Here is a 12,945-nt window from a genome sequence, read left to right on the forward strand (position 1 = left end):
CAGACGGGGAGCGGCCCTCAGCGCCGCTCCGCCAGCTGCTTGCACGTCACACACAGGGTGGCCGACGGGAAGGCGGCGAGGCGCTCGACCGGGATCGGGTTGCCGCACCGCTCGCACCAGCCGTAACCACCCTCGTCGAGGCGCTCGAGGGCGCGCTCGACCTGCGTGATCCGTTCCAGAATGCTGTTGGCGAGAGAGATCTCCTGCTCCCGCTCGAACGTCTTGGTGCCGGTGTCGGCCTGGTCGTCCCCGGCCGAGTCCGTCAACCGATCGCGCTGCAGCTCGGTGATCTCGCTCAGCGTCTGATCGTACTCGGCGCGAAGCTCGTCCCGCCGCGCCGCCAACGCCGCCCGGATCTTCTCGGTCTCCGCCGCGCTGCGGGTGGCCTTTGCCACCGGCTTGCGGCCGGCGGTCCTGGTGTCGGCTGGCTTCGCCATGGGTCGCTCCCTCGGCCGCGGAGCCGCGCGGTCGCGGCACCTGGTCAGGGGCGCCGACAAAGGCGTCCCCTGGGTACAAAAAGGGGCGCACGGCGACGATGGCCGCGCACTCCGGAGGTTGGCAAGAATACGGAACGTACAGGCGTCCGACAACGTGGCGCACCGTCGTACCACTCAACAGCCCCGAGCCCTGCCTAACTGGGGCAAAGGGAACGCTAGCAGATCAACGGTCCGCCTCATCCCCGTACTCGCCAAACCATCGGGCCAGCCGACCCCGTCGGCTGACCGCCCGCAGGCGCCGTTCGGTGGCGTCGCGTACCCCAGCGGTGGCGACGATCAGCAGGCTGTCGCCGGTCTTCAGCCGAGTGTCCGGGCCGGGCACGAAGCCCACCCCGTCGCGCAGCACCAGAGTCACCGAGGCGCCCAGCGGCAGCCGCAGCTCGTCGACGTGCACGCCGGCCAGCCGCGAGCCCTCCGGCACCTCAAGCTGGAGCAGGTCGGCCCGCATCCGCTCCAGCGGCGCGGTCTCCACGTGGATCTCAGTGGCCTCGGCCGGCGCGGTGGTCCCCAACCGGCGGGCGAACGGACCGAGCGTGCTGGTCTGCACCAGCGTGAAGATCACCACCAGTACGAAGACCGCGTCGAAGAGCCGCTCCGCGCCCGGCACCCGCTCCGAGAGCGGGATGGTGGCCAGCACGATCGGCACCGCCCCCCGCAGCCCGGCCCAGGACAGGAACGCCTGCTCGCGCAGCCCGACCCGGAACGGCAACGCCGACACGGCCACCGACAGCGGCCGGGCCAGCAGCACCAGCGCCAGACCGGCGACCACCGCCGGCAGCACCGCCGCGTCCAACCGGCCCGGCGAGACCAGCAAGCCGAGCAGCACGAACAGCCCGATCTGGGCGAGCCACGCCAGCCCGTCGGCGAAGCCGAGGATCGCCCGTCGGTGCGACAGCCGGGCGTTGCCCAGCAGCACCCCGGCCACGTAGACGGCGAGGAAGCCCGAGGCGTGCAGCACGGCGCCGGCGGCGTACGCCAGGACGGTGATGCCGACCGCGGCGATCGGGTACAGCCCGGCGGACGGCAGCGCGGCACGGCGCAGCGCCCACGTGCCGGCGACGCCCGCACCGACGCCCACCGCCGCGCCGACACCCAGCTCGTAGCAGACCAGCCCCACCTCGTACCACCACGGATGCGACCAGCCCTCGTGCGACAGCAGCACCACCAGCAGCACCACCGGGGCGTCGTTCATGCCCGACTCGGCCTCCAGCGTTGCCGTCAGCCGCGGCGGCAGCCGCAGCCGGCGCAGGGTGGCGAACACGGCCGCCGCGTCGGTGGAGGAGAGCACCGCGCCGTAGAGCAACGCCAGCCGCCAGTCCAGACCCAACAACAGGTGTACGGCGATGCCGACCACCACGATGCTGACGACCACGCCCACTGTGGAGAGGGCGGAGGCCAGCCCGAGGACCGGGCGCAGCGTGCTCCAGCGGGCGGTCAGGCCGCCCTCGGCGATGATCACGATCAGCGCGCAGAAGCCGAGGGTCCGGGTCAACTCGACGTCGTCGAAGCGGATGCCCAGCCCGGCCTCACCGATCGCCACGCCGAGCGCCAGGTAGACAAGCAGGCTCGGCACCCCGAGGCGACTGGAGAGCCGGACGGCGCCGACCGCCACCAGCAGCACCGCCGCGCCGAGCAACAGCGCGATGTCCAGCCCGGGCGTCACGGTTGCCGGGCCTGGGAGGTCCTCACCCTGCGGATCCGTCGCGCAGTCGGTGCAGCACGTCGGTCAGCTCGGGGGCGGGCCGGTCGACGAGGAACAGCTTGTCCCGGCTGGCCGCGCCGGTGCGCAACGACACCGTTGCCGCCCGGACGCCCAACGCGTCGGCGAGGGCACGGCGGGCCGCCTCGGTCGCACGGCCGTCCACAGCCGGAGCGTGGACCGCGATCATCAGGGCGGGGCCGTGCGGGCCGTCGAAGCGGCCGCCAACGGTGTTGCGGGAGGCGCCGGGCTTCACCCGTACCGCCACGGTGAGCGCGTCCTGCGGGGGCACCGACACCGCGCTCAGATCGGCCGGGCGTCGGTGAGCAGGGCGGTGGCCGGCGCGCACGCGGAGCACGGCGTGAAGCCCAACTCGACGGCCTCGGCGACCGGAAGGGTCTCGGGCACCCGGCCGGCCAGGTGCGGGCACCCGGCCAGGTGGTAGCGGGGTCGCCCGTCCACCACCTCAACGGGGTCGGGCAGCCGGGAGATCCGGGCCGCCTCGGCGGGGGTGATCGGTTGCTCGGTCGGCTCGTCGGCCAGGGCGTCGGCGGCCGTCGCGTCGGAGCCGTACGCCTCGTCGCCCCGGGACACGGTGGGCGATGCGGGGCTGACGGGCGAGGAGCGTGACCCGCCGTCGGCCGGGCTCACGAACGGCGCCTCGGGCTCGAACGGCGAGGCCGCGTCATACGGCGAGGCCGCGTCATACGGCGAGGCCGCGTCATACGGCGAGACCGCGTCGGCGTCGGACGGCGGCTCGGGTGGTTGCCGCCACCCGGTGCCGCCGTTACCGACACTCGACGGTACGTGCTGGACCGGCACATCCGGCTCGGCCAGCGGTGGACCGTACGCGAAACCCGGCTCGGCCTGGCTGGCTCCGCGGAATGTCGCGCGGTCCCGCGGACCGGTCCGACCGGGATCCGCCGTCGCGCGGTTGGCGGCTGCCTGGCGGGCGCCCACCACCAACGCCACGGCGGCCAGCAGACTGGCCGCGATGGAAATGGTCAACAGAGTGCTGGAGCCACCGGCCAGACCGAACACCAGCAGCACCACAGCGACGAGGATGAGCAGGAGACTCGCAACTATCACGGCTCACCCCCGCCGCGTCGTACCGCCCGAGCAGGCCCGGCGACCGTCACCATCTGCGGACAGCGATCGCCGGCCGGTGCTCAGCGTCCGGCTTCGAGGGCGCCGGAGCGCCCGCTGCCGTAGGAGCCTGCGAGACCTGCCGCCGCCAGCCCGTTGCCGCCGGCTACCCGGCCCGCCTCGGAGCGGGTCATCTCGGCTTCGAGACCCTGGCCGCGACCGTCGAGGTCCCGCAGCTGGCTCTCCAGGTACGCCTTGAGCCGGGTGCGGTACTCGCGCTCGAACTGCTTGAGCTCCTCGATGTGCTTCTGCAGGGCCGTGCGCTTGGCGTCCAGGCCGCCCATGGCCTCCTGGTGCCGCTGGCGGGCGTCCCGCTCCAGGGCGTCGGCCTTCGCGCGAGCCTCGCGGGTCACCTCCTCGGCCTTGCTGCGGGCCTCGGACAGCAGCTGGTCGGCCTCGCGGCGCGCGTCGGACACGTGGTCGTCGGCGGTGCGCTGGGCCATCATCAGCACGCGCAGGGCCTGCTGCTCACCGTCACCGGTGACGCCGCCGGCCGGGCCGCCGGTCGCCCGGACCTGCTCCAGCTCGGCCTGCATGGCGCGGGCGGCCTGCTCGGCAGCCGACTTGTCGCGCTGCACCCGGTCCAGTTGGGCCTTGACGTCGTTGAGCTCCGCCGCCAGTCGGGCGTCGCCGCCGGGGCCGGCGGGGGCACCGCCACGGCCGCCGCGCTCCACCTGGGCACGCAGCTCGTTGTTCTCCTCGATGAGACGGGCGAGCTCGCGCTCGACCTCGTCCAGGAAGGCGTCGACCTCCTCCTCGTCATACCCCCGCTTGCCGATCGGCGGCTTTTTGAAGGCGACGTTATGGACGTCGGCCGGGGTCAGCGGCATCGAAACTCCTCGGGTCAGTTGCGGCCGCGAAAGCGCGTCGGTCATCAGGCAGATGCCCTGATCGACGGCTCTAACACGAACTCCATCAGCACGAACAGGATAACCAGGAGCACAAGGGAGGCCAGGTCGATGCTCACGGTACCAATTCGCAGCGGAGGGATCACACGCCTCAACGCGTTGAGAGGGGGATCAGTGACGCTCCACACGGATTCCAGTCCTGCCGCCGCGCCGCGCCCCGGCTGCCACCGGCGGCCGTACTGCAGAACGGCGCTCAACACGAACCGGGACAGAAGAAGAAGCAGGAAGACATAAAGGACCAGGTACAACACTTGCAGTAAGATCGACAACACGGTCAGCGACGTCCCTCGGTTCGGGCGGGGTCAACTCAGGCTGAAAAATCCACCCTCAGCGATCTTGGCCTTGTCCTCCGCGGTGACCTGGACATTGGCCGGTGAGAGCAGGAACACCCGATTGGTCACGCGCTCGATCGTACCGCGCAGCCCGAACGCCAGACCGGCCGCGAAGTCAACCAGACGGCGGGCGTCGGCCTCATCCATCTCGGTGAGATTGATGATCACGGGTACGCCGTCACGGAAGTGCTCACCGATGGTGCGCGCCTCGCGGTAGGTGGTCGGGTGCAGCGTGGTGATCTGGTACCGCTGCTCCTCCTCCGGCACGGCCACGCGCTCGCGCGTCACGGCCTGCGGCGCGAGGGCCAGATTGTCGCGTGTGTGGTACGCCAGTGCCCCCGACGTGTCCCCGGCCGAGGACCGCGTGATCGATCGCACGCTGGCCCGCTCGGCCCGCTCCGGACGCTCACCGTCACCGCGGTCGGACTCGCCACCCCGCCCGGTCGACCGCTCGGAGAGCCGGCCCCGCTCGCTGGCGCGCGGCCGGGGAGCCGGCGGCTCCTCGGCGTCGTCGTCGTCCTCGTCGGCGAACTCCTCGGCGTACCGGCTCTGCCGGTACCGCGAGTCGCGCGAGTCGCGGTAGCCACCCTTGTCGTAGCCACCGTCGTCGTAGGCCCGCTCGTCGTCTTCCTCGACGAGACCGAGCCAGACCCCCGCCTTGCGCAGTGCACCCATCCCGCGCCCTTCCGTCCGCCGTGCGGCACTCGCCCCCGTGCCATGTCGCCCGTCGCGAGTGGACAACCATGCCCATCGGACCGGAACGGCAATCCCCCTGGCGCGCGATTCGCGTCGCGCGTCACGACCCCCACAAGGATCCGCCGCCCCTGAAACAACACTGATGTAATTTGCCTGTCTCGCGGTCAGGCTACCGCAGCGTGGGACGCATTCCGAGCAACGCGCTACCGACGCGGACATGTGTCGCGCCATATCGGATCGCGATTTCCAGGTCGCCGCTCATTCCCGCCGACAACGATGTCGCTCCCGGATGGAGCGTCCGAAACGCCTCGGCCACCTCGGCCAACCGGGCGAAGGCCCGCTCCGGCTCCCACCCCAGCGGCGCCACCGCCATCAGACCGGCCAACCGCAGCGCGGGCGCGTCGGCCACCGCCGCGGCGACCGCCTCCAGCCCGGCCCCCTCATCGGCCGAGCCGGGCAACGCGCCGCCGCGCGCCGGATCGCCGTCGATACTCACCTGCACCAGGGCGTCCAGCGGCTCTTCCCGCTCCGCCGCCGCACTGCCCAGCGCACGGGCCAGCCGCACGCTGTCCACCGAGTGCACGACGTCGGCGTAGCGGACGACCGAGCGGGCCTTGTTGCGCTGCAACTGCCCGATGAAGTGCCAGCGTGGGCGCACCCCGGCCGCGGCCACCTCGGCGGCCTTGCCGGCCGCCTCCTGGTCGCGGTTCTCCCCCAGGTCGGTCACCCCGAGACCGGCCAACGCCAGCGCGTCCCCGGCCGGGTACGTCTTGGTCACGGCGATCATCGTGACGTCGGCCTGGGCCCGGCCCACAACCGCGCAGGCATCTGCGATCCGGGCACGCACCTGGGCGAGGCCGGCCGCGAGTTCGGCGCGCCGGTCCGGTCGTACCGTGGCTGAGCTGTCGGTCATCGGCGGCGCTCAGGAGCCGTTCTTGAGGAAGTCGGGCACGTCCACGTCATCGAAGAGCACCCGGCGTGGCGACTGGGCCGGGGCCGGCAGGGTGGCCGGCGGCGGCACCGGGGTGCTCTGCGGCGCCGGCTGGTTGGTGTTGGTCTTGCGGGTCGGCTCGGCCGCCTTGTACGCCGGAGTGCCACCGTCGAAGCCCGCCGCGATGACCGTCACCCGCACCTCGTCGCCGAGCGCGTCGTCGATCACCGCGCCGAAGATGATGTTGGCATCCGGGTGGGCCGCGTCGGTGACCAGCTGGGCCGCGTCGTTGATCTCGAACAGGCCCAGGTCGGAGCCGCCGGCGATGGAGAGCAGCACGCCGCGCGCGCCGTCCATGCTCTGCTCCAGCAGAGGGCTGGAGATGGCCGCCTCGGCCGCCTCGACCGCGCGGTTCTCCCCGCGGGCGCTGCCGATGCCCATCAACGCGCTGCCCGCGCCGCTCATCACGCTCTTGACGTCGGCGAAGTCCAGGTTGATCAGACCCGGGGTGGTGATCAGGTCGGTGATGCCCTGCACACCGGAGAGCAGCACCTGGTCGGCCGTGCGGAAGGCGTCCATCATGCTGATGTTGCGGTCGCCGAGCGCCAGCAGCCGGTCGTTCGGGATGACGATGAGCGTGTCGCACTGGTTGCGGAGCTCGTCTATCCCCGTCTCGGCCTGCACCTGGCGGCGCTTGCCCTCGAAGGAGAACGGGCGGGTCACCACGCCGATGGTCAGCGCACCGAGCTTACGGGCGATGTTGGCCACCACCGGCGCGCCGCCGGTGCCGGTGCCGCCGCCCTCGCCGCAGGTCACGAAGACCATGTCGGCGCCCTTGAGCACCTCCTCGATCTCGTCGCGGTGGTCCTCGGCGGCGTTCTTGCCGACGTCCGGGTTGGCCCCGGCCCCCAGGCCACGGGTCAGCTCCCGGCCGACGTCGAGCTTGACGTCGGCATCACTCATCAGCAGCGCCTGGGCATCGGTGTTGATCGCGATGAACTCGACGCCCTTGAGCCCAACCTCGATCATCCGGTTGACGGCGTTGACGCCGCCACCCCCGATGCCGACGACCTTGATGACCGCCAGGTAGTTGTGCGGAGGTGTCATCTCCGGTCCTTTCCTTCGAGATTGGCTTCGGCCGACCGGGTACGGCGTGGCCAGACCAGCGGCCGACGACATCTGTCACCAGCGAGAGCCAGGGGTAACCCTCACCCTCTACTAGAGGCTTACAGTTATGTCAACCACTGAACCTCTTCGGGGCAACGTAAGCGCCACCACGCGATGAGCCAAGGACCCGACCGGCGTGTCGCCGTCGGAGCGCGACTCGTCACGTCCGGAGCACGCTCACCGATCAGCGGAAGGTCACCACGTCCGGAGCGCTCACGTCGATCCGGTCGCTGTCCTCACCGAGTAGCGCGGTGGCCACCCGGGCCTTGTCCGTACCCCGCGTGGCGTCGCCCCAGACCACCGTGCGGTCCCCGCGCAGCCGCAGGCTGATCCGCGCCAGGCCCTGCACACTCAGGTCCACCAACTCGGCTCGTAGCTGCGGGGTCAGCACCCCGAGCACGTCCAGCGCGGCCCGGGTGTCCGGGTCGTCGGCGGCCGGCCGGGCCACCCGTACCAGCGGCAGCCCGGCGGGGCGCCGGGCCACCGTCTGGAACGCCACGCCGCTGCGGTCGACGATCGCGAACGCGTCCGCCTGCGGCACCACCGCCACCGCTGTCCGCTCGGTCACCCGGACCACAAGCGTGCCCGGCCAGTCCCGCGACACCGTGGCCCGCTCCACAGGCGCCAACCCGCCGACCCGACGCGCCGCCGCCGCCAGGTCCACCCGCGCCAGCGGCACCCCGTCCGCCACCCCCACCGCGTCGCGCACCTGCACGTCCGTGACCAGCTTGGCGCCCTCCACCGTCACCGCGCGGACCCCGAACAGCCCGGTCCCGAGGATCGTCCAGGCCACCAGCCCGAGCAGGGCCAGCACCCCGGCGGCCACCGCCCACGGCAAGGCCGCCCGCATCCGGCGCTGCCGAGCCCGGGCCATGAAGCGGCGGGTCGACGGCGGCACCGCGTCGCTGCCGGCCCGGACCAACTGCCACCGCCGGACCGGACCGCGCCGTGGCGTACCGCCGTCGGCGCCGCTGGTCCGCCCTCGGGCGGGGCCGGGACTCATCCGGCCGTCGGGGCCGCGCCGTCCGGCGCGGCGGCGCCACCGAGGGCCGCTCCGTCGCCACCGGCCGTGGACCCGCCGGGCACCGGTTGGCCGATCGCCGGGGTCGTCGCCACCGGCTCGACAGTCGCGGTCGGGGCCGAGTCGGCGGTACGCGCACCCAGAGCCGCCAGCAGCTCGTCACCCATCAGCGAGATCGGCGGGGCGCCCATCGTCACCACCACGTCGCCCGAACGGGCCCGGCGGACCACCTCGACCGGCGCGTCCTCCCAGGAGTCGACGAACACCTTCCGCTCGGCCGGCAGCGCCACCGCCTCGATCAGCGCCGCCGAACCCTCACCGGGCTGGCGCAGCTCGCCCGGCCCGAAGACCTCCAGCAGCACCACCTCGTCGGCGATGGCCAGCGCCTCGGCGATCTCCGCCTGGGAATCGCGGGTGCGGTACAGCCGGTACGGCTGGAAGACGACGATCAACCGCCCGTCGCCTGCCACCTCCCGCAGTGTCTGCATGGCCAGCGTCATCGACGTGGGGTGGTAGGCGTACTCGTCGTAGACCAGCACGCCGTCCGCGACGCCCTTGCGCTCGAAGCGCCGCCGCACGCCCGGGAAGACCGCCAGCGCCGCCTCCGCCGCTTCCAGCGGCAGTTCCAGCAGGTACGCGGCCAGCACCGCCGAGGCGCTGTTGAGCCCCATGTGCCGACCCGGCACGGGCAGCCGGAACTCGCCCAGCGACCGCCCGTCGATCGCGGCCAGGTAGCGCACGCCCCGCGCGGAGGAGACGATCTCGGTGAGCCGCAGGTCGGCGTCCTCGGCCGCGCCGTACGTGTGCACCCGCCGCCCCTCGGCGCGCAGGGTCGCCGCCAGCCGCCGGCCGCCCGGGTCGTCCGCGCAGGTGATGATGAACCCGTCCGGGTCGGTGAGCCTGGCGAACTCGACGAACGCCGCCTCCAGCGTCGCGTAGTCGCCGTAGGTGTTCAGGTGGTCCGGCTCGACGTTCGTGATGATCGAGACGTACGGGCGGTAGATGAGGAACGAGCGGTCGCTCTCGTCGGCCTCCACCACGAAGTACTCGCCGGTGCCGTGGTGCGCGCCCGAGCCGACCTCGGAGATCTCCCCGCCGATCACGAAGGACGGGTCGACTCCGGCCTGCTGGAGCACCATGGTCACCATCGAGGTGGTGGTGGTCTTGCCGTGGGTGCCGGCCACCGCGATCGCCCGGCGGCCGGTCATCGCCGCGGCGAGTGCCTCCGAACGGTGCAGCACCCGCAAGCCGCGTCGACGGGCCTCGACCAGTTCCAGGTGGTCCTTCGGGATGGCCGAGGAGTAGACGACGGTATCCACGCCGTCGAGGTTCGTCGCCTCGTGGCTGAGGTAGATGGTGCCGCCGAGCGCCCGCAGACCGGCCAGCGAGGGCCACTCGCGCAGGTCACTGCCGGAGACCTGGATGCCCCGGGTGAGCAGCAGTCGGGCCACGCCGAGCATGCCCACCCCGCCCACGCCGATCAGGTGGACGGCGCCCAGGTCCTCGGCGGTGAGCGTGCCGGCCGGGGTGAACTGCGCGGTCATCGGGCCACCGCCTGGAGGACGAAGGAGCGCAGCGCCTCGTCGCCGTCGCGCCGCCCGTACGCCGACGCCGCGGCGCCCATCGCGTAGAGCCGCTGCGGGTCGCGGATCAGCGGGATCACCGCGCGCTCCAGCCAGTCCGGGGTCAGCTCCGCGTCGTCGACGAGCAGCCCACCGCCGGCCTCCACCACGGGCAGCGCGTTGCGCTTCTGCTCCTGGTTGCTGTGCGGGTACGGCACGAAGATCGTCGGTAGGCCGATCGCGGCCACCTCGGCGACGGTCATCGCGCCGCCTCGGGCCAGCATGAGGTCGGCCGCGGCGTAGCCCAGCTCCATCTCGGACAGGTACGGCAGCGTCACGTACGGCACCGGCAGGTCGGTGGGGATCGGCACGGGCTCGTTGCGGGCGCCCATCACGTGCAGCACCTGCACGCCGTTGCGGGCCAGCTCCTTGGCCGCCCCGGAGACCGCCAGGTTGATCGAGCGGGCGCCCGACGAGCCGCCCGCGACGAAGAGCACCGGCAGGTCCGGGCGGAGCCCGAAGCGGGCGCGGGCCGCGTTGCGCAGCGCGTACCGGTCCAGCGAGGCGATGCTGCGGCGCAGCGGCACGCCCACCACTGTCGCGTCGCGCAGCGACTCGGCCTGGCTCGGCTGGTGCGGGAAGCCGACAGCGATGTTCTTGGTGAACTTCATGCCGAGGCGGTTGGCCACGCCCGGCGGCACGTTCACCTCGTGGATCACCATGGGCAGCTCGCGGCGCCACGCGGCCAGGTAGGCAGGCACCGAGACGTACCCGCCGAAGCCGACGACCGCGTCGGCGCGCACCTCGTCGATGACCTTGCCCGCGGCGCGGGCCGCGGTCCACATCCGGCCCGGGGTACGGACCAGGTTCATGTTCACCGAGCGGGGCAGTTGGTACGCCGGGATCTGCCGCAGGTCGTAGCCCTGCGGCGGGATCAGCTCGTTCTCCATGCCCTTGGGTGTGCCGAGGCAGGTGATCCGGACGCCCGGGTCGTGTCGGCGCAGGCAGTCGGCGAAGGCGAGCAGCGGGTAGATGTGCCCCCCGGTGCCACCTCCCGCGAGCACCACCGAACGCAGCGGACCCATCAGCGTCTCCTCTCGCTCGCCGTACCCTGGCGGCTCCGGCCCTGCCGGACACCGCGCGGTGCGGCCTGGTCTTCCTGGCGCCGCTCGCGGGACCGGGGCACGGACCCTCGGCCAGCCGGCGGCGTCGCCGGTCGGCGACGCCGGCCGGGAAGCGGCGGCAACGGGGCCCAGAGTAGTCGGACCCACCGGGCCGGCGGACGGGCATGCAGCGCTCTGGCCGCATCGGGTTCGGCGCGCGCGAAGGACGCCAGCATCCCGATCGCCGCCAACGTCACGACCAGGGCACTTCCGCCGTCGGAGATGAACGGCAACGGCAGACCGGTGATCGGCAGCAACCCCACCACCCCGCCGATGTTGATCACCGCCTGGCTCACCAACCAGGTCGTGACCGCGGCGGCGGCGAGCCGCCGGAACGGGTCGTCGACCCGCCGGGCGATGCGCAGACCGGTGTACGCGAGAACCGCGAAGAGGCTGAGCACCACCGCGCAGCCGATCACCCCCAACTCCTCCGAGATGATCGCGAAGATGAAGTCGTTGTGGGCCTCGGGCAGCCAGTCCCACTTGAGGCTGCCCTTGCCCAGCCCGACGCCGAACCAGCCGCCGTGCTCGATGGCAAGCCGGCCCTGGTAGAACTGGAGGCAGCCGTCGAGCTTGCACTTCTCCGGGTCCGGTGGATTGAAGAACATGGCGAGCCGGGCGAAGCGATAGTTCTCCTCGTCGCTGTCACCCGAGCCGGCGCCCAGCGAGGCCACCGCGACGAGCAGGCCGACGCCCACCAGGCCGGCCGCCGCGAGGGTGCCGAAGACCCGCATCCGCACCCCGGCGGCCCACAGCAGGCCGACCACCAGGGCCAGCAGGCAGAGCATCGTGCCCGTGTCGTTGTAGCCGACCAGGACGAAGAGCAGGCCCATGACCGGAAAGAGCGGGGTGGCCAGTTCCCGCCACCAACCCAGCGCGGCACCCTTGCGGGCGATGATGTGCGAGCCCCACAGCACCAGCGCGAACTTGGCCAACTCGGAGGGCTGCACCTGGATCCCGCCGACGAACAGCCAGTTCAGCCGCGCCTCGACCGGCCCGAACACGACCGTCTTCAGATTGGCGAGCCGGCCGTAGGCCACCAGCAGGTTGAGCACCAGCAGCAGCGCCACCGACGTGTACAGCAGCGGCCGCCCCAGCGAGCGGTAGGTGCTGGCGGGCAGGCGCTGACACACCCAGAACGCCCCGATGCCGATCACCGCGAAGATGGCCTGCTTGGTCACCGAGGCGGACGCGTTGCCGTCCTCGGCGTAGTCCTTCACGCTTGTCGCCGAGAAGACCATGGTCAGCCCGATGAGCAGCAGCAGGCCGGCACTGGACAGCAGCAGGTAGTACGACGCCAGCGGCCGGTCCAGCAGGCCCCGCAGCGCGGCCAGCCCGCCGGCCGGATCCAGCCCGCGCAGCGGGACGGCAGCGACGCTCTCCGGCGCACGCGCCGCCGAGCCGGCCGGACGCCCCGGGGCGTCCGGCTCCCGCGCTCCCCTGCCCGACTCGCGCGCCGCGCCATCCGCCGCACGGGCCGCACGGACCGGCTCGCGGGCCGCGCCATCCGCCGCACGGGCCGCACGGACCGGCTCGCGGGCCGCGCCATCCGCCGCGCGCGCCGCGCGATCGGGCTCACGCGCCGCGCGATTGGGCTCACGGGCCGCGCGGCCGGGCTCGGCCGCTCGCGCCGTGCCCGGTGACCGTCGCGGCCGACCGGCTGTCCTGTCCTCGGTGCCTGGTTCCTCCCCCACCCGGACATCATCACCGTTCGGCACGCCCGACAGGCCCACAACGACGCACCGGGCGTGTCGGGCTTCGTCCCCGGGGCGAGGGTGCCCCGCCCCTTTGCTCTGCTTCAGCCCGCGCACCACTTGTGCCGC

Annotated in this window: 13 protein-coding genes; all 13 read right to left on the reverse strand. The window is 72.7% G+C overall.

The genetic code is table 11. The features are described 5' to 3' along the window. Positions 1 to 17: 17 nt before the first annotated feature. Positions 18 to 437 carry a TraR/DksA C4-type zinc finger protein gene (locus AB0K10_RS13150; protein ID WP_334561368.1) on the reverse strand — a complete coding sequence of 140 codons (420 nt, stop codon included), beginning with the start codon at positions 435 to 437 and terminating at the stop codon, positions 18 to 20. Positions 438 to 660: 223 nt separating this feature from the next. Next, the gene (locus AB0K10_RS13155; RefSeq protein ID WP_363682982.1) at positions 661 to 2,160 is read right to left on the reverse strand and encodes a potassium/proton antiporter; all 1,500 of its coding nucleotides are present in this window, start codon (positions 2,158 to 2,160) and stop codon (positions 661 to 663) included. A 22-nt stretch (positions 2,161 to 2,182) separates the two neighbouring features. Continuing rightward, positions 2,183 to 2,494, reverse strand: a complete 312-nt coding sequence (locus AB0K10_RS13160) for a DUF167 domain-containing protein (protein ID WP_363682984.1) — start codon at positions 2,492 to 2,494, stop codon at positions 2,183 to 2,185. 5 nt (positions 2,495 to 2,499) lie between these two features. Further along, the gene (locus AB0K10_RS13165) at positions 2,500 to 3,285 is read right to left on the reverse strand and encodes a hypothetical protein (RefSeq protein ID WP_363682986.1); all 786 of its coding nucleotides are present in this window, start codon (positions 3,283 to 3,285) and stop codon (positions 2,500 to 2,502) included. Positions 3,286 to 3,365: 80 nt separating this feature from the next. After that, positions 3,366 to 4,172 (reverse strand): DivIVA domain-containing protein, encoded by an 807-nt coding sequence (locus AB0K10_RS13170; RefSeq protein ID WP_363682988.1) that lies wholly within the window; start codon positions 4,170 to 4,172, stop codon positions 3,366 to 3,368. Between the two features lie 44 nt (positions 4,173 to 4,216). Beyond that, positions 4,217 to 4,522: a YggT family protein gene (locus AB0K10_RS13175; RefSeq protein ID WP_363682990.1), complete on the reverse strand. Its 306-nt coding sequence runs from the start codon at positions 4,520 to 4,522 to the stop codon at positions 4,217 to 4,219. 30 nt (positions 4,523 to 4,552) lie between these two features. Then, positions 4,553 to 5,257 (reverse strand): cell division protein SepF, encoded by a 705-nt coding sequence (gene sepF / locus AB0K10_RS13180; protein WP_363682992.1) that lies wholly within the window; start codon positions 5,255 to 5,257, stop codon positions 4,553 to 4,555. Positions 5,258 to 5,447: 190 nt separating this feature from the next. Further along, positions 5,448 to 6,191 (reverse strand): YggS family pyridoxal phosphate-dependent enzyme, encoded by a 744-nt coding sequence (locus AB0K10_RS13185; protein ID WP_363682994.1) that lies wholly within the window; start codon positions 6,189 to 6,191, stop codon positions 5,448 to 5,450. Positions 6,192 to 6,200: 9 nt separating this feature from the next. Further along, positions 6,201 to 7,316 carry a cell division protein FtsZ gene (gene ftsZ / locus AB0K10_RS13190; RefSeq protein ID WP_234588050.1) on the reverse strand — a complete coding sequence of 372 codons (1,116 nt, stop codon included), beginning with the start codon at positions 7,314 to 7,316 and terminating at the stop codon, positions 6,201 to 6,203. A 244-nt stretch (positions 7,317 to 7,560) separates the two neighbouring features. After that, on the reverse strand, positions 7,561 to 8,379 hold the full coding sequence (locus tag AB0K10_RS13195; protein ID WP_363682996.1) for an FtsQ-type POTRA domain-containing protein: 819 nt from the start codon (positions 8,377 to 8,379) through the stop codon (positions 7,561 to 7,563). Next, complete coding sequence (gene murC, locus AB0K10_RS13200; protein ID WP_363682998.1) at positions 8,376 to 9,941, reverse strand: UDP-N-acetylmuramate--L-alanine ligase; 1,566 nt, start codon at positions 9,939 to 9,941, stop codon at positions 8,376 to 8,378. Before murC ends, AB0K10_RS13195 begins: the two co-directional genes overlap by 4 nt. Further along, positions 9,938 to 11,044: an undecaprenyldiphospho-muramoylpentapeptide beta-N-acetylglucosaminyltransferase gene (gene murG / locus AB0K10_RS13205; protein ID WP_363683000.1), complete on the reverse strand. Its 1,107-nt coding sequence runs from the start codon at positions 11,042 to 11,044 to the stop codon at positions 9,938 to 9,940. Before murG ends, murC begins: the two co-directional genes overlap by 4 nt. Beyond that, on the reverse strand, positions 11,044 to 12,456 hold the full coding sequence (locus AB0K10_RS13210) for a putative peptidoglycan glycosyltransferase FtsW (RefSeq protein WP_363683603.1): 1,413 nt from the start codon (positions 12,454 to 12,456) through the stop codon (positions 11,044 to 11,046). Before AB0K10_RS13210 ends, murG begins: the two co-directional genes overlap by 1 nt. Positions 12,457 to 12,945: the final 489 nt, after the last annotated feature.

Origin of the sequence: Micromonospora sp. NPDC049274 (assembly GCF_040678875.1) — a bacterium.
GTDB lineage: Bacteria > Actinomycetota > Actinomycetes > Mycobacteriales > Micromonosporaceae > Micromonospora.